Origin of the sequence: Paraburkholderia bannensis, assembly GCF_014200455.1 — a bacterium.
GTDB lineage: Bacteria > Pseudomonadota > Gammaproteobacteria > Burkholderiales > Burkholderiaceae > Paraburkholderia > Paraburkholderia bannensis_A.
Genome location: NZ_JACHBW010000015.1, coordinates 1 through 21,829, shown reverse-complemented (window position 1 = coordinate 21,829; position 21,829 = coordinate 1). Strand labels below are relative to the sequence as shown.

Below are 21,829 nucleotides of genomic sequence, written 5' to 3'. Positions count from 1 at the left end.
CAGCGGCGACCCTCGCCAGTCTGACGGAAGCAACCCCTTTTTATGCCGTGTGTTTTCGGTTTTCCATCCCGGCTTACAGATCGAAAACACCAGACGGCGCGGTAGACAACATCCAAGTCTGGAAATGTTATTTAGCGTGTTCGGGATTTTCGAAGCAAATGGAAACAAATGCAACTCGACGATAATCGTTCAGCGAACGAAAACGACTTATTTTCAAGGATTTCGGGAAATAAATGATCGATCCCTTAATTGAAGTCCGCAGATTATCCTTTTGTGTACGTTTGCGCTACATGGATTTTCGCGCAATCGACATCTCTGGCGGAAAAATCGCCTTACTTTGCCTATACCGGTTCCGAATGAATGCGTCCGCATGCTATCTGCATATCTGCATGGCTGAGTGAAGGCTTCTTGAACACGGCGATGAACAGGGCGACGAACACGGCGAGGCCAGCGCGGTCGTTTATCATGTGAACAGCAATCTCAAAAGCGATGTCAAACGCTCCGCAGCGTCTTCCAGCCTTCTCCGTACGATGATTCCCGACCGGCCCGCAGGGCCAGACGACCGTTTGCAGCCGTCCCCGCGCACCGACGAAGCACCTTTTCCGGCGGCGCCCGGCCACGACTTCACGGTGCGCCGGCGCACCCTGATCGCGCTGTTGCTCGCCGCGATCGTGCTGCCCTGCGTCTACGTCGCGACGATGGCGTGGAGCGATCTGCGCACGCGCGAGGCCGATGCGACCGACGTCACGCTGCGCACCGTGCGCGTGGCCGAGGAGCATGCGCTCAAGGTATTCGACATGAACGACGCGCTCGACGCGCGCATCGTCGATGGCGTGGAAGAACTCGACGACGACGGCATCCGCGCGAACGAAGCGCAGATCCACGAGAAGCTCGACGCGATTGGCGGCGGCTATCCGCAGGTGGCCGCCGTGTCGATCTTCGGTCGCAATGGCGAGCTGCTCGCGAGCAGCCGTTACTCGCCGCCGCCGCCCATCTCGATTGCGACGCGCGACGACTTCGTGGGCATTCGCGCCGGCCATGTGCTCGATCACGTCTCGCGCGTGATGGTGGGACAGGTGAGCGGCGAAACCGTGTTCAACACCGGCATCGCGCGCCACGACGCCGCCGGGCAGTTCGCCGGTCTCGTCTCGGTGGCGCTGCGCCCCCATTACTTCAACAAGTTCTATAGCGAGTTGCTCGGCGACGACTCGCCGATGGCGCTCGGCCTGGTGCGCAGCGACGGCGCGATTCTCGCGTTCGAACCGCCGCCGCGCGCTGCGGCCCCTGCGCACGCGGCGTCTGGAACGCGGCCAGCGTCCGGCGCCGTGGTTCCCGAGACCATCACGCCCGGCACGCCGTTCGCCGCGGCACTCGCGCTCGGCAAGGATTCCGGCGTCGTGCGCATGCATTCGCAGTTGCTCGGCGGCAATGCCATCGTGGCGTTTCGCCGGGTGGGCGCCTACCCGGTCTACGTGACCTGCGCCTATCGCGCCTCGGCGATCTGGGCCGGATGGTATCGGCATCTGAGCGTGCTGCTGATTTCGATGTTCACGCCGTCGATTGCGCTTTGGTGCGTGATCTGGCTGTCGCTGCGCCGCCTCGCCGCCGAAGAGGAAGCGTGGGAGCGCTGGCAGGCCGAAGCATCGATGCGACGCTCGATCGAATCGGCCTACCGGCAGTCGCGCAAGATGGAAGCGCTTGGCAATCTGGTCGGCAGCGTCGCGCACGACTTCAACAATCTGCTGATGATCGTCTCCGCCAATGTGCAGATCGCGCGTCGGCGCGGCACGGCGGGTCTGGAGCGCGAGCTGTCCGCGGTCGAGCGCGCGCTCAAGAGCGGGCAGTCGCTCACGCGCCAGTTGCTCGGCGTCGCGCGCAAGCAGCCGCTGCGCAACGAAACCATCCACGTCGGCCGCTGGCTGCCCGCATGCCGGGAACTGCTGCGCGCGTCGCTCGGCGCGAAGGTCTCGCTCGTTGTCGATCTCGATGAAGACGTCTGGCCGGTGCTGGTCGACGTCGCCGAGTTCGAACTCGCGCTGATCAATCTGGCCGTGAACGCGCGCGATGCGATGCCCAACGGCGGCCGCTTCACGGTGCACGCGCGCAACATGGCGTTCCGGCCGGGGGAGGGCTTCCCGCTCGACGGCGATTTCGTGCATGTTTCACTGGAGGACACGGGGGTCGGCATGTCGCCCGATGTGCTCGCCCGCGCCTTCGAACCGCTTTACACCACCAAGCCGAAGGGCATGGGCACCGGTCTCGGGTTGCCGCAGGTGTTCGCGTTCTGTGAGCGCTCGGGCGGGCTTGCCGCGATCGACAGTGCGATCGGCGCAGGCACCTCGGTGCATCTTTATCTGCCGCGCGCGGCCGCCGCGCCGGCGCCGAAACGCGAACCCGCGCCGCGCGAGGACAGCACGAATCCGCCGCAAGGTCTGCGCGTGCTGCTCGTCGAGGACAATGACGAAGTCGCGGCGGGCACCGAGGCGCTGTTGCAGATGATGGACCATCACGTCACCTGCGCGAGCGACGCGGCGAGTGCGCTCACGCTTATCGATGCGGCGCGTGCGGATCGCCTGGATGACGCCGACGCGCCGTACTTCGATCTGGTGCTGTCGGACATTCACATGCCGGGCGAGATGAACGGCATCGATCTCGCGGAAGCGCTGCAACAGCGCGACCCCACGCTGCCCGTGATCCTTGTGACCGGCTACGCGGAAGAACTCGAACGCGCGCGCCACGTGGACGTGCGCGTACTGTCGAAACCGTTCGATATCGCGCTGCTTGAGAAGATGCTCGAAGCGATCCGGCGCGAGCGCCAGACGCGCGGACAGCGGGAGCGCGACGCGACGCTCTAGATCGCGCGGCTGGTGAAATCGTGCGATTGGGTGGCGCGCGCCGGATCCGTGGCATGCGGATTGCGACACCATTGCGCTGTAACCATGAGGAGTGAGTGAGCCATGAGACAAACCGTGACCGGTCTGTTCGAGACCTATGACGCCGCTCAGCATGCGCAGCAGGCGCTGCTCCAACGCGGTTTCCCGGCGAGCGACATCGAATTGCCCGTGCATGAAGCCGGCGTGCTGGCGGGCATCGAGCGGCTCGTCTCCAGCTTTTTCTCTACGACCGGCGATGTGCGCGCCAATGCGGGCGCGGTGCCCGAACCCGCGCCTCATGCACCGGGCACGGCTGGCGCCGCCGCGATGCCGGAAGGCAACGTGTTGATTGGCGTGCGGGTCAGCGACGAGGCACACGCCGAACTCGCACGCGAGACGCTGCGAGACGAACGCGCGCTCGAAGTCGCGATTCGCGGCGGAAGCTGGACGTGGGCATCGGCGGACGCCGATCCGGTCGTGCGCGAACATTCGGCGCTCGAAGAACTGGGCCTTGCCGGTATCGCCGAAGCGATGCGACGCCGCTCGGCTCCGGGCGAGAGCGCCGGGTCTCAGGCGCCACTGGCAGCGGCGAGTCCGGAACACGCGGCCGCCGAGGGGCGCCCGTGGAATGAGGCCGAAGCGACGGTGCTGGCTTCGGCCAGTGCGCCGGGCGCAGGCGCGGTGATGGGTTCGCCGGTAGCGGCTCGGGAGACACACGCGCGAGTCGAGGTGCCCGGTGCGCCCCAGGCCACCCAGGCGTCCAGCACGAGCGCGCCGCGCATTCCCGACGAATTCATCGAATACGAAGAAGACTCACACGATCACCGTGCGTCCGACGCGCCGGATCGCCCCGTGACCGGCACGCCTCCGACGTTGCATTGATGGTCTTGAAGGCGAGGGCGCATGCGTCTGGCGTGTGAGCCCTCGTCGCTTCCTTGTCACCGCTCAGCGGCCGAGTTGCCGCTTCACCCATTCCGCATAGCGATCGACGAAAGTCTGCAGAAATTTGCGCGTGTCGTCGTTCACGATCTCGCCTTTTTCGTTGATCCGGCTCGCGTCGTGCTTGATGAACATTTCGGGCTGGCCGAGGGTCGCCACATCGAGATACGCCAGCACATTGCGCAGATGCGCCTGTGAAAGCGCCGTGCCGATCGCGCCCGGCGACGTGCCCAGCACCGCTCCCGGTTTTCCGGACCACGAATTCTTGCCCCACGGGCGCGAACCCCAATCGATCGCATTCTTCAGCACGCCGGGAATCGAGCGGTTGTATTCGGGCGTCACGAACAGCACCGCGTCGGCGGCTTCGATCTTTTGCTTGAACTGGCGCGCGACTTCGGGAAAGTCGGCGTCGTAATCCTGGCTGTAGAGCGGCAGCGCGCCAATGTCGAGAAACTCGAAAGAAAAATCGGCAGGCGCCAGTGACGTCACGGCATGCGCGAGCTGACGGTTGAACGATTCCTTGCGCAGACTGCCAACTACGACCGCAACTTGATAGGCCATCTCAGTGTCCTCCTCGGGGTTCTCGAAAGCGCGCGCGAAGCGCAGGGTAGCTCGAACCGACATCATAGGCGCGAGTGTCGAGTCGCCTATGCCTGAGTGTCCGGCGAGGAGGAGGGGTTGTGGACAAGTCGTGCGATGGCGGATTTATCCACAGATTTCGTGGATAACCTTGTGAGCAACTTTGCGCGAAGGCCCGTGCCATCGGCAAAGTATCGGGATCGCGAGGGCGGAGGAGGGCGCCTCTGTTTTGTGCAGCGTCGTCGCGGCGCGCTTTGACTCTCTGGGCGCGCTGCGAGGCAAGCGGTGGGGCAGGGCCAGGCGGCCCTGCGCGTGCTCTCAGCCGAGCACACCCCAGAGCGCGAGCGTGAGGACGAGGCCGACCACGGACACAATGGTCTGCAGGATCGACCAGACGAAAACCGTTTGTTTGAGCTTGAGACCGAAGTACTCGCGCACCATCCAGAAACCGGCGTCGTTGACGTGGCAGAAGAACACCGAACCCGCGCCGATGGCGAGCGCCATCAGCGAATTGTGCGTCGCGCTCAAGCCCGTGACGACAGGCGCGACGATCCCGGCCGTCGCGGTCGTTGCAACCGTCGCCGAGCCGGTAGCCTGACGCAGCGCCACGGCGATCAGCCATGCGAGCAGCAGCAGCGGCAGATGTGCGCCGACGGCGATCTTGCTGATGGTCGTGCTGATGCCGGCCAGCAAGAGCGTCTGCTTGAGACCGCCGCCAGCGCCGATGGTCAACAGCAAACCGGCAATCGGCGGCAAGCTCTTGCGCAGGATAGTGCCGACGCGATCACGCGCCATGCCGCGCGACCAGCCCAGTGCAACGATAGCAAACAGAACGGTGAGTCCCAGCGCGATCAGCGGCTCACCGAGGAAGTTGAGCACGTTGAAGGCAACGGTATCGGGATGAAGCGCGAGCTTTGCGACGGTGCGGCAGAGCATCAGTAGCGCGGGCAACAGGATCGTCAGCAGGGAAACGCCAAAGCCCGGCGCAGCCAGTTGCGGATCATGGCTCGTGAAAAGTTTGCCAAGATCTTCGGGCTCGGCCACCTGCATGCGGCGCGACAGCCACGAGCCGTAGAGCGGGCCCGCGAGGATGACCGCCGGAATCGCCACGAGGACACCCAAGCCGAGCGTAATGCCGAGATCCGCGTGCAACGCGCTGACGGCAATCAGCGGACCCGGATGCGGAGGCAGCAGGGCATGCAAGGTCGTCATGCCCGCCAGCGCCGGAATGGCGATCCGCAGGATTGGCTGCTGCGAGCGGCGCGCCATCACGAAAATGATCGGCACCATCATGACAAGGCCGACTTCGAAAAAGAGCGGCAAACCAATGATGACCGCAACAAGCGACATCATCCAAGGCAAGGTGCGCGGCGTCGAATGATCCAGCAAGGTGGAAACCAGCCGGTCGGCGGCACCCGATTCAGCCATCAAGGCACCGAGCATGGCACCGAGGGCGATGATGATGCCGACGTCGCCTAGCAATGCCCCCGCGCCTTTGCTGAAGGCGCTAGCCACGCCTTCGAGTGGCACGCCTGCGGCAAAGCCCGCCGCGAAAGTGCCGACGAGAATTGAGAGGAAAGGCGCGAGCTTGAGGACGCTGATCAGAATGATGATGAGCGCGAGACCGAGCACGCAGGAAAGAATCAGGCGTGTGTCGTGGAATGACCACGCAGATAGGGTAGCAAGGGACTCCACAGGATTCTCGATGATCGTTCAGGTGTCACTGCGGTTAGGGGAGGGGCGGAGTGCGGCATCGCCCGAGGCTTGGATCGATCTGTGCGCCGGTCTGTCAGGCAAAAAGTGCGGCGACGTTTTCAGGAGGGCGACCAATCACTGCGCGGCCATTGCGAACGACGATCGGGCGTTGGAGCAGGATCGGGTGCTTCGCAATCGCTTCGTAGCGTTGCTCGTCGGTCACGCCCTCTTCGCCGAGTGCGAGTTCCGTGTATTCGGTTTCGTTTGTACGCATCATGTCGCGAAGCGGGCCGCCGAGCAGCGCATGCAGCGACTTGAGTTGCTCGACAGTGAGCGGGTTCTTCAGGTATTCGACGACTTCAACGGGCTCATTGGAGGCGTTGGCAGTGGCCACCAGTTCGCAGGTTGCGCGGGACTTCGAGCAGCGAGGGTTGTGATAGATGGTGATCATGGCCTTGGGGCAGGGGAGTCGAGTGGGGAGGGGAGCGGCCCCGAGAGGCACGCGTCTGGCGGCAGTGATTTTACCGGCGGGTTCCCAAATGGAACACCGCGAGATTCAGCTACTGGCGGGCGGATATCGACAAGGCCACACGCTTTATGCGCATAAAGAATCGCGGCAACTGATGGGACGCTGAAGGACGGAAGGGGAGTGGCGCGTTAGATGCGGACGGTGCCAACGACATTTTCCTGAGCTTTATGCGCATAAAGCTGGCTCGTGATCGCGAGTGCGGGCCTGTCGCTGAGCACTTTCGTGACGCTCGTTCCACCTCGCTGACATCACGCACCGCTCATCGGTCCCGTGACTTTATGCGCATAAAATCTCTGGCGTAACTCAGCACGTCCTCTGCCGACTCCCTACGCCTGCTGCCCTTGGCGTTTCAACCTCATCAGCCTCCTCGCCGCCTGTCGCGCGAGGTTTATGCGCATAAACCTCGGCCAAACGGCCACTGATCCGCCTCTGTACGACGAAAATCAGGCGTCTACCGTTGAATCACAACTCAATCCAGGTAAAATTCAAAACAATTAGCAAAAGGAGAAAATCAATTGGCAGCAGAGATAATCGCAGTCACGCAGCAGAAGGGCGGGGTCGGCAAGAGCACGATCGCGATGCATCTCGGCGCAGCATTTCATGAAAGAGGGAAGCGTGTACTTGTGGTCGATGCCGACGGCCAGAACACGCTGGTTCACTGGGCAAGCGCGTCCGCTGACGGCGATGTCGGCATTCCCTTTCCAGTGGTCAATCTCTCTGAAGCCGGTGGCCAAATCCACCGCGAGATCAAGAAGTTCATCGGCGACTACGACATCATCGTCGTCGACTGCCCGCCGTCGATCACCGAAAAAGTTTCGGGCGTTGTTCTCCTCGCCGCGAGCATTGCCGTTATTCCCACGTCGTCATCGCCGGCCGATTACTGGTCGAGCGTTGGCCTCGTGAAGCTGGTTCAGCAGGCGCAGGTCATGAATGAAGACCTCAAGGCCGTGTTCCTGCTGAACAAAACCGAAGAGAAGCGCATGCTCACGCGCGAGCTCAAACGCGCGCTTGAGGAACTCGGTTTTCCTTTGCTCAAGACGCAGATCCCCACCCGCGAGGCGTACAAGCAGGCGATGGCCCTCGGCCAGACCGTACTGCAGATGAACGATCGCGGAGCGCGGCTCGCTGCGGTCGAAGTCCGCGCCTGCGCCGACGAGATCGCAGAGATGCTCTCCTGACTTTATGCGCATAAAGGAACCTGAATGAAGTCCTCTCAATTTGCCAAGGGTTTCCAGGCCCGGCCCGACACGACGAGCAGCGAAAAGCGTACGGCGCTCGACCGCCTCAACGCCATCGACGGTCTCGTCGAGGAGAAGCCGAAGACGCGCGAGCCGGTTGGCCGTGCCAGCCAACCCGAACCGATGGCCAACGCGGTGGACGACGATCTTGTCGCGACCGAGCACGAATCCGCCGAATATCGCGCGTGGCGTATCGAACAGGGCTATCGACCCGGTCAGATCATCGAATTGCCGCTGAAAGCCATCAAACCCAGCCCGTTCAATCCGCGCCACTTTTACCTGAAGTCGTCGATCGCGGAACTGGCTGTCAACCTTGCGAAGCAGGGGCAGCAGCAGGCGATCCACGTGATCCCCGACTACGCTGCACCGGGCAGTTACTTCGTGAGCGATGGCGGACGTCGTGTGCGTGCGCTGAAGGAAGCCAACAAGGAAGTCGTCAAGGCGATCGTTGTCGATCTGCCCATCGGCCTGGAGAGCTACAAGCTCGGCTACGACCTCAACGTCCAGCGAGACTCGCAAACGGTGTTCGACAATGCCGTAGTCTGGAAGCGCTTTATCGATGACAAGCATTTCCAGAGCCAGCGTGAGTTGGCCGAACATCTCGGCCTCGATGAATCGACTGTCGCGGTTGCGCTCTCAATCGGCAAGTTGCCGGAGACGGTGATGCAGGAGATGGTTGCGCGCCCGGATCGCTTTGGTTCGAACATGGCGTATCAGGTCGGGCGATACCATGGCGCACGGGGCACGGAGGCCACGCTGCGGCTTATCAACCGCATCCTCGCCGACGACCTGAGCACGCGTCAGGTCGCCGACATCGTCAAGGGCCGGGCGACGCCGCAGGAAAATCCCAAACCGGCAGGGCGGCAGCGCTACGCGCAGCGTATGGAAATCAAATTCGACGGCGTGTCGGTTGGCGACCTGAAATCGTATGGCGACGATCGTCTGGAGTTGCGACTCAAAGGACTGACCAAGGACCGGCGCGATGCCATCCTTCACCAGATCGAAGAGATGCTCAAGGCCAGGTAAAGGGCGGTCAGCCAACGAAAAAGCGGTCTTCACGTGCAATGCGTGAAGACCGCTTTTTACTGAAACATCCGTTCCTGCGCTGCCGCTGTGGCGCAGCGCACGAAACCATCGATCAAGCCGCGCGCGACTGACTCAACGTGAAAGCGAGCAGATCGCCATCGGTCGGCTCGCCCCAGGTCTTGCGGGCCAGCCAGTCAAAGAACGCCGTTTCACCGAGTTTCGATTCGAGACCGCGACGACGCCAGTCATCGCGCAGATGCGCTCCCATGCCCGGCAGTTCATCGTTCTCGAACGACGTGCGCGCAATCTCGCGCTCAAGATCGCCTTGCTCCTCGTAGAGCGCGCGCGCTTCCTTGCGGCGGTAGGCGGCGTACTCGTCCATCAGTCGCGCCTTGGGATCGTCGGCCGCAACCGCGCCCGCGATCGCACGGCCCGATGCCGCGGCATTGGCCGCATCTTCGACCGGCGGCGCGTAACCCTTCTTCAGCGCATCCTTGAAGAGCGCCGCGGCGCTCCGCACGGGCGGCAGACTTGTGCTGCGCATGCGCTGCTCAGTCAGCTGCAGCGCCGCGCGAATGCGATTCTCTTCGCTATCCGCGTAAAGCGACTGTGCTTCCTTGAGCGGGATGCCGATCTTCACCATGCGGTCGACCAGCGTGCTGTCGAACACGTTCGGATGCTCGTCGAGCGCCAGCATTGGCTGCTTGCGCTCGGTGACCCGGAACTGGATCTCGGCGACGCGCCGTCCTTCACGGTGTTCGATAAGCTCGACGAAGATATTGGTGACGGCATTCACTTCGGCGATAGCGGGACGCAGGTAGTCGCGCTTGAAGTACTTGTACTCGCGCTTGGCCTCGTCGCCGGCTTCGGTATCCGGCGTGCCGGACAGAATCGGGCGCCACCATTCCCACGTCTCGCGCATCGTCAGATGACTCGGGTTCGTGAGGTAGCGAACGCAGATTTCGTAGAGCGCCAGGCCCGCGCTGCTGCGCAACTGGCTCTGGAACTGCAGGCTCAGACGGGCGTACTGAACCGGGTCCAGCAGCTTCTTCTTGATCTTGGGGGCAAACGAGAATTCGACCCACACGCGGCGCGTGGTCGGATCTTCGAGAATTTCCGCGTCGGCGATCAGCGTGGAGATGCCCCACTTGCGGCCGGGCTTCTGGCTTGACGTGCCCTGGCTCCACTCGACCTGCACCGACACCATGCGGCGCAGATGCTCCTTCACGAGCGCAGTGTCGTTCGAATCGAACGCTGAGTTCGCGACGATGTCGGACAGCAGCGCGCGGTAGGTGTCGCCAGCCTCGTCGGCCTGCTGCGCGACGGCGAGCAGAACATTGAAGAGCTTGCGGGTGAGCAGGGTGATCTTGCCGCTTTTCGGCTGAATCGCGATCGCCTCGACGGCCTTTCGCAGTTCGGCCGAGCTGGGGCTCACCACATCGGTTTTTTTCACGCGCTTCGTGGCCATGCGTCGGGTCAAGGTGAGATTTCGCGAAAGGATACCGTCTGTGGTGAAACGCGTCTATAGGGTGCCTCTCACCATTGCGGGTGATGACGCTTTCCTATGAGCACCTCACCGCGCGACGCTCCCGGAAAGCCTCACCTTTGCGCAAGTCGCCTGGCAGCAGGGCTCCCGGCAGATACTGGCCTGTCGGGTGAAGCCTCTCTCGCACGCCAATTTCCAGGGTGTCAGTTTGATCCCGAAGATCCTCACCTTAAAAAATCCTGGCGCGCATGCAACACCTGGAGGGGGCGTGCGAACGTCGGGTCTGCATCGATTCGAGATCCAAAAGATCGTGGAAAGGGTCTCGCGCAGCCCCGACATCGGTTCGACAAGCCGTCTTTCTCACAAAAGTCAGCGATATCGCTGTTTTCCGCGAACCGTAGTCTCCACCGACTCCCGAAAAGCCTCACCTGTCGCATCGGCTGGCATCCGGGCGCGTGGGCTCCGAAGTCTTTCCAGCAGCGGCATGGAGAGCCCAATACTCCCGAAAAACCTCACCTTTGTACCATCCCGGCCGGCCGCGCCGACCCCGTTCTGCGCCCCCGGAAAAGCTCACCTTCGAGCCATCAGCAAGAAAAAGCTAATGAATTCTGAGGGTTATCCACAAGCTCAGTAGATGGAAAATCGAATCAACGTCTCCCGGAAGATCTCACCTAGACGGATCGCCGAAGCCGTGGTCGTGACCCGGAACCCTCCTAAAAGGCTCCCGAAAATTCTCACTTTGGGCTGGCTACATCGAAGCCAGCCCAATTGCAGCGCCTTTGATTTTCAAGCTTTTGCGGTTAGTGAATACCAACTATCTCCCGAAAAACCTCACCCCAAGAGATAAACCGGCAAAATCAAGCTCCCGAAAAAGCTCACTTAAAGCCTTTCCAGCGCCCAGAAACATCAGATCCCGTCGCGCCACAGACAGCTCCCGAAAAAACTCACCTCAAGCTCCAAAACCAGCCGTCGATGAGCAAAAGCGAGAACGTTCGCCAGTCAAAGCTCCGACTCTTGCCCTCCCGTAAAAGCTCACTTGAAGCCCTGAAACGGCCGAATTCGGTCAAAATCGGCCTTCGGGTCCCGGAAAGCATCACCTTCGACAGGCGTTTTTTCCCGATACCTCTCACCGAAGGCTTTCAGGTCACCAGATTGGCGGCAAAAATCGATGATATGGGCGACCCCGAATCCGCTCACCGTTGCATTTTCAGTAACAGAGGCCCCTCTACCGGTATATACGGGGATCGCGGTGCACCAGCTCCCGTAATCGCTCACCCTTGCCGGGAAGTCAAGAATGGGGAGTGCCCCGAATCCGCTCACGTTCTATCCCGCAGCCCCTCACCGCCTTCCCCGAAGCCCATCACCCGAACGTCCCGCAAAGCCTCACCAACTGTCCCGTAAAGCTTCACCCGATCGCTCTGTAAACCACGCCTGGTAAGGGTTTGCGGTGGCGTTAACGTCTTTAACGGGTATCAATGGTGTTTACTTTTATTACTCTCTAGCCTTTCCTACCCCGAGAGCCTCCTGAGATATCCACATCCTCTCCCCTTGAGAACCGCTCATGACATCAACAAGGCCCGCGTGAAACATTGTCTATAAATGGCTCGTCACTAGAAAGCCAAACGTTTACAATTACTTAGGCAGTAAACTTCGCTTTGTTTCACGAACAGGTTAACGCAGGCGCGAGCTGGCACGCGATTTTGGGTTCACTAAAGGCCAAGATTCTGGACATCGATAGCGCCCCCAGGAAAGTCGTATCGAAAAATACGTAATTTGTTATTATTCGATCCGTTATCCCTCGCCGAGACGACCATGATCCGCGACGAAGAACGTCAGGCCCTTCGCGACGAACTCGACAAACTGCGCAAAGATGGCGCACGACGCCAGGAGCTCTCGCTCCATGCATGCAAACGGCTTTTTTTCGATTTCGGCATTCGCCCCTCGATGGCAACCGTCCGCGATCTGACCCAGACCGGCAGCGCCAGCGATATTCCCAAAGACATCGAACTGTTCTGGCAGCGCATTCGGGCTGCATCGAAAGTGCGCGTCGGCAGCGGCGCCATCCCTGCGGCGCTGGAAGAACGCGCAGGCGAACTCCTTGGCGCGCTGTTCGAAGAAGCCCGTGTTCTGGCGAGCCAAACACTGGAAGAGGAGCGCGAAGCCATCGACGCCAGCCGCCGGGATGCCGAACAGGCGCTTCGCGACGCGGAAACCCGACGTCTCGCGGCCGACGAGATGCTCCAGCGCAGTGAAGCCCGCACGGAAGCTGCCTGGGCTCGGGTGCGCGAACTGGAAAATCAGCTCGCAGCTGCCTCGGCGCACGGCGCCTCGCATCAGGACAGCCTTCAGATCACGGTCCGTCGTCTGGAAGCCGAAAACGAATCACTCCAGAAGCGCATCGAGACCGAACAGTCCACCAACGCGGCGTTGCGGGACCGGATCGACGGTCTGCATGAGGAAATGCGCCGCAGCACCGAGCATTACGCCCAGCAGATCAAGGACGCCCTGGCCGAAGCCGAGCGCCGCGTCAAACCTATGCTGGTCGAACTCGATTCGCTGCGGACGATGTCATCGACGTGGCAAGCCGCCCAGCGCGATGCAAGCCGCAAGGAATTCGATTTCATCCAGCAACTCGCGACCGCCAAGGCCCGTGCCGACCGGCTCGACACGGTCTTGCGCGAGCGTTCGGACGAGGTGGATGGTTTGACCCGGCAGGTGACGGCGCTGCGCGCACAGCAGGGGATCGATGTCGCGGTGGCTGGCGTGTTGTGTGCGCTGGCGCAGGCGGGCCGGCTCACGGAGGCCGAACTCGCCCAGATTGGCACCGTGGTGGACGGTCACGTGAGCTTGCCGGCGCACTGCCCGAATTGCGAGGAGGGCGAGCCGGAGCTGTCGCAGGTGGAGGGAGGGTTCGAGCTGTCCTGCCCGGAATGCGAGCACGCGTCGGGCGCAGGGGCTTCGCGGCTGCAGGTCGTTGCGCGATTTGCAGCTGGAAAAAAGCTCACTACGGCCCGCTGAGGTGAGTGTTTACGGGAATCGGGGTGACAGGCGGCCGTGAGCTTTTACGGGACTTCTTCTGCGCGAGAAGCCCGTGCGGCCTCGATGTCTACGCTTTGTCGGCAACACGCAATGCGGCTTCGCGATCGGCCCAGACGCGCCACGAGCGATGAAGGCGGCCAGCCGAAATCGGTTGTAGAAAGCCCAGCCACTGGCCAACCTGATCCGGATCCACGCCACGTTCGAACAGATCGGCCGCAAAGCTGTTGCGCAGCGTCTGGGGACTGGCGCGCTCCGCGCGCGTCTGGGCGACGCCTGCCTCTTCCATCAAGGCGTCGATCGCGCGCAGTACCGTCGCCTTGTGCATGGGTCGCCCGCTGGGCGAGCCCGGAAACACGAGTTGCCCGGGCAGGCCCGCGAGGCGCCGCGCCTCCAGCCATGCCCCCATCACGTCGACCGCGAACGGTGCGAGTTTCGTGCTGTGCGTGAGGGCTGGATTGTCGGCTTCGATCGTGATCCATTCCGACCCGATCGATGTGGCGTCGAGCCTCAGCGCAATCGCGTCGCCAGTCTTCAGCCCGCCGCCCAGAAATACCGCAACGAGCGCGCGGTCGCGCCGCTCGCGCCAGCGCCGTGCCGCCGATTGCTCGGTAAGCGGTGCGAAGAGCCGGGCGATCACCGCCGCGCGTTCCGTCGCAGTAAGAAAGCCGGTGGGTTCGTTTTCACGCGCATTGCGCCAGGCGGCTTCGCCATCCTGGGCGATGAAACGCGCGGGGTTCGTGGATGCCAACTCGATCTGCCGCACATGGTCGAGTACCCGCTCGATCAAACGAAGGTAGCGCAGCCGCTGGGGCTTTTTCACCTCCAGCCCGGCGACGAATTCAGCGATCGTGCCCGTATCCACCGAAACGATGGTCTTGCGCTTGAGCGCGAGCCATTCGAGAAAGCGGCCCCACTGGACACGGTAGATATCGGCCGACGAGCGGCGCAGATCCTGTGCGGCCAGCCAGGCATCAAAGGCCGCAGCGGGATCTTGCTGCCAGTCGGTGCGCTGCTGGTCGAAGAGATCGCGGGACGAGTGGGACAAATCGGAGGCGGTCATCACTGTCCTTCCGTTAGTTGCGATGCAGAAGGGAATTCTAGCGAAGCCAGGAGACACGTGGCGTCCAGCAAGCGATCGACGGCGGGCGACATGATCAGCCGCCCCATGCGCGCGAGCGTTTGACGGCTGCCCTGCGGCGCGCTTCGCGCTGGGCTTCTTCGGCGCTGCGCGCGGCATATTCATAAGCGCTCACAGCGAACGCGAACACGGCGGGGAGGGCATTGGATTGTCCGAAATCGACGGTTTCGTCGGTTTCCGGATAGGCGAGATCGTCTGGACGCTGGAACAGGCCGAGCATCAGCGCATCATGACGGCTGGCAAAACCGAGATCGGCGAGCGCTTCCGCTTCGATCGCGTGTAACAGGCGCCAGCTCAGCGGCACCTGCTGGGCGATATAGCGATGCGCGATGTTGCGCACGATCTGCTCAAGATCGCGCGCGGCCGCCTGAAAGCGCAAGGCGGCCAGATCCTGCTCGTTCGGGATGCGCGAAGTGTGCATGGGCGGCTCCGGTCGTTCTTTTTACTGTATGAATATACAGTACTTGAAGCGATCGTGCAGCCAGGAATATCAGGTTTGGCCGTTCAGCCAGCGACGCCAGCCGTGCATCAGCGGTGAATCTAGCAGCAAATCAGCCGTGAATCACCACCAGCAGCGCGCGCGCTTCACCCTTGCCGATATTGCGGATCGCGTGCGGCTGGTCGGCGATATAGCGCGCCGTGTCGGCGGATTTCAGCCGCTCGACGGAGCCCGCCGCTTCCACTTCGATTGCGCCTTGCAGCACTGTGAGATGCTCGCGCGTGCCTGGCTCGTGTGCGTTCGACACCAGCGAACCGCCCGGCTTGAGCGTCAGTTCGTACCATTCGAAGTTGCCGGCCAGTTCGATCGGGCCCCATACGCGCAGCTGATAACCCGCATCGTGACCGAGCAAGGTGGGTATATCGTGTGGGCCGGCCACTGCGATCGCGTCGGGCGCCTTGGGCGCGGCAAACAGCGAATCGAGCTTCACGCCCAGCGCATTGGTCAGACGCCAGGCCACGGCGATGGTCGGATTGGCCTTGTCGCGCTCGATTTCCGAAAGCATGGATTTCGACACGCCGGCCGCGCGCGACAGCTCGTCGAGTGTCATTTTGCGTTCGCTGCGCAGCCGCTGGATCTGCTCGCCGACTCGCGGCGGCGCGGCGGGCGTCGTTTTCGCTGGCAGCCCCGATGGTTCTGCCGCGGCGCTGGGCGATGGCTGGGCCTTCGCGAGGCGGGATTTACGCACAGCGGCGGGCTTCGCGGCGGCCGTGCCTGTTTCATCGTCGACCGGTTTCTTGAGCTGCGTGCCCGCGCGAGCGCCTGAGCTTGCCATTCCTTGCCTCATCGTTTAGAGTCTGTTCGATATACCGAACTTGAGTTCGAAAAAACGAATAAATTCGCTCAAAGCTGACGGCGACTATAACAGCCGCAGCTTGCCCTGTCAGGAGCACGATGCCATGAGCCAATCCTACTTCGACCACCTGCGCGCGACTCTCGATCAGATCCGCGCCGATGGTTTCTACAAGAGCGAGCGCGTGATCGACACGCCGCAATCGTCTGCCATTGGGCTCGCCGACGGCAGCAAGGTGCTGAACTTTTGCGCCAACAATTATCTGGGGCTTGCCAACGATGCGCGCCTGATTGCAGCGGCGAAAGACGGGCTCGATCGCGACGGATTCGGCATGGCGTCGGTGCGTTTCATCTGCGGCACGCAGACGGTGCACAAGCAGCTGGAAAGCGCGCTCGCCGCCTTTCTGGGCACCGAGGACAGCATTCTCTATTCAAGCTGCTTCGACGCCAATGGCGGCCTCTTTGAAACGCTGCTCGGCGACGAAGACGCGATCATCAGCGACGAACTCAACCATGCGAGCATCATCGACGGCGTGCGGCTCTCGAAGGCGCGGCGCTATCGCTACAAGAACAACGATCTCGCCGATCTGGAAGCGAAGTTGCGCGAAGCCGACGCCAGCGGCGCGCGCTACAAGCTCATCGCCACCGACGGCGTGTTCTCGATGGACGGCATCATCGCGGACCTTAAGGGCATCTGCGATCTGGCAGACCGCTACAACGCGCTCGTGATGGTGGACGACTCCCACGCGGTGGGTTTCATCGGCGCGAACGGCCGCGGCACGCCTGAACATTGCGGCGTCGCGCAGCGCGTGGACATCATCACCGGCACGCTCGGCAAGGCGCTGGGCGGTGCGTCGGGCGGCTACGTCGCGGCGAAGAAGGAAGTCATCGAGCTGCTGCGCCAGCGCTCGCGCCCATATCTGTTCTCGAACACGCTCGCGCCCAGCATCGCCGCCGCCTCGCTGGCGGTGCTCGAACTGATCGCCAGCGACGAAGGGGCGAATCTGCGCGCACGCGTACAGGCCAACGGCGCGCACTTCCGACGCGAGATGAGCGCGCTGGGTTTCTCGCTCGTGCCGGGCGAGCATCCCATCATTCCGGTGATGCTCGGCGACGCGCAGATCGCCTCGAAAATGGCTGACGCCTTGCTGCACGAAGGCGTTTATGTGATCGGCTTCTCCTACCCGGTGGTGCCGAAGGGCCGCGCGCGCATCCGCACGCAGATGAGCGCGGCGCATACCCCCGAGCAGGTCGAGCGCGCCGTGGCGGCATTTGCACGCGTGGGCAAGCAGCTTGGCGTGATCTGAAAGGACAGCGAAATAAAATGAAAGCACTCGCCAAACTCGAACGCGGACCCGGCCTCACGCTCACCGACGTCCCGAAGCCCGAAGTCGGCCATAACGATGTGATGATCAAGATCCACCGCACGGCGATCTGCGGCACGGATATCCACATCTGGAAATGGGACGACTGGGCGCAAAAGACCATTCCGGTGCCGATGCACGTGGGCCACGAATACGTGGGCGAAATCGTCGAAATGGGCCAGGAAGTGCGCGGCTTTTCGATTGGCGACCGCGTCTCCGGCGAAGGCCACATCACCTGTGGCTTCTGTCGCAACTGCCGTGCGGGACGTCGCCATCTGTGCCGCAATACCACGGGCGTGGGTGTGAACCGCGAAGGCGCGTTCGCCGAATATCTCGTGATTCCGGCCTTCAACGCGTTCAAGATTCCGCCCGAAATCTCCGACGATCTCGCCGCGATCTTCGATCCGTTCGGCAATGCGACGCACACTGCATTGTCGTTCAACCTCGTGGGCGAAGACGTGCTGATTACGGGCGCGGGGCCGATCGGCATCATGGCCGTGGCAATCGCGAAGCACGTGGGCGCGCGCAACGTGGTAATTACCGACGTCAATGACTATCGCCTCGAACTCGCGCGCAAGATGGGCGCGACGCGCGCAGTCAACGTCGCACGCGAATCGCTGCGCGACGTGATGGCCGACCTGCATATGACCGAAGGCTTCGACGTGGGCCTCGAAATGTCGGGCGTGCCGAGCGCATTCACGGCCATGCTCGAAGCGATGAACCACGGCGGCAAGGTGGCGTTGCTCGGCATTCCGCCCGCGCAAACCGCCATCGACTGGAATCAGGTCATCTTCAAGGGTCTGGAAATCAAGGGCATCTACGGCCGCGAGATGTTCGAGACCTGGTACAAGATGGTCGCGATGCTGCAAAGCGGACTGGATCTGTCGCCCATCATCACGCACCGCTTCAGCGTCGACGATTACGAAAAGGGCTTCGCAGCCATGCTTTCCGGCGAAAGCGGCAAGGTCATTCTCGACTGGACCGCAGCCTGAATTCCTGCTTGCGCTATTGAGCAACCGCCGCGCCCGCTGGCGGCGGCTGCTCGAATTCCGCCTCGATGCGTACGTCGATCGCATCGCCCACCGCCGGATACCACGTCGTCAGCCCGAACGCTGAGCGGCTGAACGTCCCGTGCGCGGAGAAGCCCAGCGTGGGCTGTTTCGTAAGCGGATTCGGCGCGTAACCGTTAAACGTCACGTCGAGCGTGACCGGTTGCGTCGCGCCGTGCATCGTCAGATTGCCCGTCAATGTCCCCATCAGCTTGCCATTCGCCGCGCCGGTGCGCTCGAAACGCGTGCTCACGAAGCGGATCTGCGGATAACGCTGCGTATCGAGCATCTGCGCGCCTTTCACCATGCGATCGAGTACGTCGACGTTGGTGTCGAGGCTGGCGGCATCGATATCGACTTGCACTGTTGCCTGCTCCAGCGCGTGCGAAGGCCAGTCGAGCCGCGCGCTAGCGCGGTCGAAGCGCATCACGAAGCGCGTGTAGTGCAGATGATCGACATCGAAGACGATGCTCCAATGGTGCGGATCAAGCGTGTACTGGCCCGCTGGCACGGCCGCTTCGGTGGAGCTCACGCTATGCGTTACCACACGCAGCGGCGTGCAGCCGATCACCCCGGCGCACAGCAAGGCGATCAAGGCTCGACGTCGATTCATGGTGTCTCCGTAATGGAAGGCGCGAGGGCAGCGTAAGAATAGAACGGTTTGAGCCACTGGCTTCCTCCCATTGTCCGCTGTTAGCGCAAACGCCGTGCGCCGCATGGCGCGAAATCCGTACTTGACTTGGGAGAATGATCGTTCTACATTTCGCATTACGGAGAACGATCATTCCACCTCGGCACGACCAGATCATGAATCAGACTGCCATTTCCCCTGATGTATCGCCCGATGCGCGCGAGCGCCTGCTCGAAGCCGCCGAAGCGTTGATTTACGCGGGCGGCATCCATGCGACGGGCGTCGATGCGATCGTCCGCGCCGCGGGCGCTGCGCGCAAAAGCTTCTATACCTATTTCGAATCGAAGGATGCCCTCGTTGCCGCCGCACTCACGCGCCGCGACGAGCGCTGGATGCGCTGGTTCATCGACGGCACGCTCAAACGCGGCCGGACGCCGCGTACGCGGTTGCTGGCCATGTTCGACGTGCTGCGGGAGTGGTTTGCCTCCGAGGGCTTCCACGGTTGCGCATTCCTGAACGCAGCGGGTGAAACCGCCCAGGCCGACGATCCTGTGCGCGAAGTCGCGCGCATGCACAAGGCGCGCCTGCTCGCTTTCGTTGCGCAGCAGTGCGACGCCTGGCGCCTCGCCAGCGGCGTGGATGGCCGCGTGGCCGCGCGGCTCGCGCGCCAGTGGCTGATCCTGATCGATGGCGCGATCGGCGTGGCGCTCGTGAACGGAGACGCCGACGCCGCGCTCGATGCACGCGCGGCGGGATCGCTGATGCTCGACGCGCTTGCGCCTGAAGGTGCTGAAGCCTCACGCGCGCGCCGCTGACGATTGAATCTACCGCTTCGTTCGAATCAGGCGGGCCATGTCGGCTCGCCGCCCTGCCGCTAGAGAAAGGAGCCTGACCATGAGTATCACCGCCTCAGACACCACTTCCGCCGAAGCCCGTCCGCCGCTGCCGCCGTTCACGCGCGAAACCGCGATCCAGAAAGTGCGCGGCGCGGAGGACGGCTGGAATACGCGGGATCCGCAGCGCGTGGCGCTCGCCTATACGCCGCAAAGCATCTGGCGCAATCGCGCGGAATTCGTGACGGGGCGCGAGGCGATCGTTGGATTTCTCACGCGCAAGTGGGCGCGCGAACTCGATTACCGGCTTATCAAGGAGTTGTGGGCCTACACCGACAACCGCATCGCGGTGCGTTTCGCCTATGAGTGGCACGACGATTCGGGCAACTGGTTCCGCTCGTACGGTAACGAGAACTGGGAGTTCGACGCCAATGGGCTGATGGCGCATCGTCATGCCTGCATCAACGACCTGCCGATCCACGAGGCGGACCGTCTCTACCACTGGCCGCTCGGTCGCCGTCCCGACGATCATCCGGGGCTGAGCGACCTCGGTCTCTGAGCGCCGCGTTCATCGCCGCGACGCACTGCGCTGGCAAGATGGTCTGAGCCGCAGGTGACGCGATCGCAGTCGTTACGCCCGCCGCGATCCGAGTAAAACCTCGGTACGCGCGTGGGCGCGGCTGCTGTAAAGTCTGCAGTCACCGAAAGGCAGAACAACAGCAAACCAACAACAGATCCAGCAGCAGACGCACCGGAGCGATTCGGCGAGCGCGAGGACGGAGAGCCCATGCGGTTTTGGCAAGTGCGCGGTGGCAGGACAGGGAGAAAGACGATTGCGGGTGCAGCGCTCATGCTGCTGACGCTCGGCGCGGCAACGAGCGCGCGTGCGGCCGACTGGTGCGGCGCGGGCCTGTGGGTCGACGCGATGGTCGGCTCGTATCACATTCATCCCGACAAAGACTTCGAGCAGTTCAATCCGGGCCTCGGCGTCGAATGCTGGCCGAGCGACCAATGGGGCGTCACGGTGGGCGGTTTCCGCAACTCGCTGCGTCGGCCCTCGTTTTACGGCGGCGGCCTCTGGGCGCCGGAATTCCTCCATTGGGGCTACGTGCGCCTCGCGGCCATGGGCGGCATCATCTCCGGCTACAACTACGGTAACTGGGGACTTGGCCACAATCACACGATCGGGCCCGTGGCTGCGCCTGTCGTGATGGTTGCCTATAAACGGGTGGGAGTGAACTTCATCGTCATTCCGCCGATTCCGTCTGACGATTTGCCATTCACGGTCGGGTTTCAATTGCGCGTGAAGTTCTGAGCGTTTTCCAAGGATTTTGGCTCGTTGAAATAATTTCTTCAAAATCGCTTGACGAGCCGATCTGCGCCCTGCATAATTCGCCTCCTCCTGCTGATGCAGCGACGCAGAAAACACCGGAAGGCCTGATTTTCCAGATGTTTTCAGCGAATTGATCTTTAAAAATTTACAGCCGATAAGTGTGGGCGCTTGATTCGATTGAGCTCCCCGCCGTGATCATTCTTGATCTGGCGGGATAGCAAAAGTATCAAGAGTCTCACATTAAAAAGTAAGTCAGGTTTTTGAAGCAATTCAGATACCTGTCAGCTTTGAGTGAGCGACTGGTTTCTAACGAAACCAAAAACAGTAACAGGTTTGAACTGAAGAGTTTGATCCTGGCTCAGATTGAACGCTGGCGGCATGCCTTACACATGCAAGTCGAACGGCAGCACGGGGGCAACCCTGGTGGCGAGTGGCGAACGGGTGAGTAATACATCGGAACGTGTCCTGTAGTGGGGGATAGCCCGGCGAAAGCCGGATTAATACCGCATACGATCTACGGATGAAAGCGGGGGATCTTCGGACCTCGCGCTATAGGGGCGGCCGATGGCGGATTAGCTAGTTGGTGGGGTAAAGGCTCACCAAGGCGACGATCCGTAGCTGGTCTGAGAGGACGACCAGCCACACTGGGACTGAGACACGGCCCAGACTCCTACGGGAGGCAGCAGTGGGGAATTTTGGACAATGGGCGAAAGCCTGATCCAGCAATGCCGCGTGTGTGAAGAAGGCCTTCGGGTTGTAAAGCACTTTTGTCCGGAAAGAAATCCT

18 protein-coding genes and 1 rRNA gene are annotated in these 21,829 nt (G+C 62.1%); 11 read left to right on the top strand and 8 right to left on the bottom strand.

Annotation, left to right across the window (positions count from 1 at the left end; translation table 11 throughout):
* Nucleotides 1–530 precede the first annotated feature (530 nt).
* Nucleotides 531–2,855, top strand: coding sequence for a hybrid sensor histidine kinase/response regulator (locus F4827_RS23715; RefSeq protein ID WP_183728157.1), 2,325 nt, complete (start codon nt 531–533; stop codon nt 2,853–2,855).
* Between the two features lie 102 nt (nt 2,856–2,957).
* Nucleotides 2,958–3,755, top strand: coding sequence for a hypothetical protein (locus tag F4827_RS23710; RefSeq protein ID WP_183728155.1), 798 nt, complete (start codon nt 2,958–2,960; stop codon nt 3,753–3,755).
* A 63-nt stretch (nt 3,756–3,818) separates the two neighbouring features.
* Here the strand turns inward: F4827_RS23710 and F4827_RS23705 are convergent, their stop codons facing one another.
* The 3 genes from F4827_RS23705 to arsC all read right to left on the bottom strand — a co-directional run bounded on the left by F4827_RS23705 (nt 3,819) and on the right by arsC (nt 6,537).
* Nucleotides 3,819–4,373 (bottom strand): NADPH-dependent FMN reductase, encoded by a 555-nt coding sequence (locus F4827_RS23705; RefSeq protein WP_183728152.1) that lies wholly within the window; start codon nt 4,371–4,373, stop codon nt 3,819–3,821.
* 336 nt (nt 4,374–4,709) lie between these two features.
* The gene (locus tag F4827_RS23700; RefSeq protein WP_183728148.1) at nt 4,710–6,086 is read right to left on the bottom strand and encodes a gluconate:H+ symporter; all 1,377 of its coding nucleotides are present in this window, start codon (nt 6,084–6,086) and stop codon (nt 4,710–4,712) included.
* A 94-nt stretch (nt 6,087–6,180) separates the two neighbouring features.
* Nucleotides 6,181–6,537 carry an arsenate reductase (glutaredoxin) gene (gene arsC, locus F4827_RS23695; RefSeq protein WP_183728145.1) on the bottom strand — a complete coding sequence of 119 codons (357 nt, stop codon included), beginning with the start codon at nt 6,535–6,537 and terminating at the stop codon, nt 6,181–6,183.
* A gap of 593 nt (nt 6,538–7,130) precedes the next feature.
* Here arsC and parA point away from each other — a divergent pair.
* The gene (gene parA / locus F4827_RS23690) at nt 7,131–7,793 is read left to right on the top strand and encodes a ParA family partition ATPase (RefSeq protein WP_183728142.1); all 663 of its coding nucleotides are present in this window, start codon (nt 7,131–7,133) and stop codon (nt 7,791–7,793) included.
* 24 nt (nt 7,794–7,817) lie between these two features.
* A complete protein-coding gene (locus F4827_RS23685) occupies nt 7,818–8,879 on the top strand; it encodes a ParB/RepB/Spo0J family partition protein (RefSeq protein WP_183728139.1) in 1,062 nt (353 codons plus the stop codon).
* 112 nt (nt 8,880–8,991) lie between these two features.
* Here the strand turns inward: F4827_RS23685 and F4827_RS23680 are convergent, their stop codons facing one another.
* On the bottom strand, nt 8,992–10,347 hold the full coding sequence (locus F4827_RS23680; RefSeq protein WP_183728136.1) for a replication initiation protein: 1,356 nt from the start codon (nt 10,345–10,347) through the stop codon (nt 8,992–8,994).
* A 1,830-nt stretch (nt 10,348–12,177) separates the two neighbouring features.
* Here F4827_RS23680 and F4827_RS23675 point away from each other — a divergent pair.
* The gene (locus F4827_RS23675) at nt 12,178–13,383 is read left to right on the top strand and encodes a DNA-binding protein (RefSeq protein WP_183728132.1); all 1,206 of its coding nucleotides are present in this window, start codon (nt 12,178–12,180) and stop codon (nt 13,381–13,383) included.
* A gap of 88 nt (nt 13,384–13,471) precedes the next feature.
* Here F4827_RS23675 and F4827_RS23670 read toward each other — a convergent pair whose 3' ends face one another.
* The 3 genes from F4827_RS23670 to F4827_RS23660 all read right to left on the bottom strand — a co-directional run bounded on the left by F4827_RS23670 (nt 13,472) and on the right by F4827_RS23660 (nt 15,816).
* Nucleotides 13,472–14,464, bottom strand: a complete 993-nt coding sequence (locus F4827_RS23670; protein WP_183728129.1) for a tyrosine-type recombinase/integrase — start codon at nt 14,462–14,464, stop codon at nt 13,472–13,474.
* Between the two features lie 94 nt (nt 14,465–14,558).
* Nucleotides 14,559–14,963 (bottom strand): DUF2471 family protein, encoded by a 405-nt coding sequence (locus F4827_RS23665; RefSeq protein ID WP_183728126.1) that lies wholly within the window; start codon nt 14,961–14,963, stop codon nt 14,559–14,561.
* A 130-nt stretch (nt 14,964–15,093) separates the two neighbouring features.
* On the bottom strand, nt 15,094–15,816 hold the full coding sequence (locus tag F4827_RS23660; protein ID WP_183728123.1) for a helix-turn-helix domain-containing protein: 723 nt from the start codon (nt 15,814–15,816) through the stop codon (nt 15,094–15,096).
* Between the two features lie 124 nt (nt 15,817–15,940).
* Between F4827_RS23660 and F4827_RS23655 the strand changes: the two genes are divergently transcribed.
* Both F4827_RS23655 and tdh read left to right on the top strand, forming a co-directional pair.
* A complete protein-coding gene (locus F4827_RS23655; protein ID WP_183728120.1) occupies nt 15,941–17,140 on the top strand; it encodes a glycine C-acetyltransferase in 1,200 nt (399 codons plus the stop codon).
* Between the two features lie 17 nt (nt 17,141–17,157).
* Nucleotides 17,158–18,189 carry an L-threonine 3-dehydrogenase gene (gene tdh / locus F4827_RS23650; protein ID WP_183728117.1) on the top strand — a complete coding sequence of 344 codons (1,032 nt, stop codon included), beginning with the start codon at nt 17,158–17,160 and terminating at the stop codon, nt 18,187–18,189.
* A 13-nt stretch (nt 18,190–18,202) separates the two neighbouring features.
* Here tdh and F4827_RS23645 read toward each other — a convergent pair whose 3' ends face one another.
* A complete protein-coding gene (locus tag F4827_RS23645; RefSeq protein ID WP_183728114.1) occupies nt 18,203–18,859 on the bottom strand; it encodes a YceI family protein in 657 nt (218 codons plus the stop codon).
* 194 nt (nt 18,860–19,053) lie between these two features.
* On the opposite strand from F4827_RS23645, the gene F4827_RS23640 reads away from it, so the two are divergent.
* From F4827_RS23640 to F4827_RS23625, 4 genes are all read left to right on the top strand, one after another.
* Nucleotides 19,054–19,692, top strand: coding sequence for a TetR/AcrR family transcriptional regulator (locus F4827_RS23640; protein WP_183728111.1), 639 nt, complete (start codon nt 19,054–19,056; stop codon nt 19,690–19,692).
* 79 nt (nt 19,693–19,771) lie between these two features.
* Nucleotides 19,772–20,269, top strand: a complete 498-nt coding sequence (locus F4827_RS23635; protein WP_183728107.1) for a nuclear transport factor 2 family protein — start codon at nt 19,772–19,774, stop codon at nt 20,267–20,269.
* Nucleotides 20,270–20,560: 291 nt separating this feature from the next.
* Nucleotides 20,561–21,025 carry a hypothetical protein gene (locus tag F4827_RS23630; protein WP_233178527.1) on the top strand — a complete coding sequence of 155 codons (465 nt, stop codon included), beginning with the start codon at nt 20,561–20,563 and terminating at the stop codon, nt 21,023–21,025.
* Between the two features lie 353 nt (nt 21,026–21,378).
* Nucleotides 21,379–21,829: ribosomal RNA gene (locus tag F4827_RS23625) — 16S ribosomal RNA — on the top strand; the annotation flags it as partial.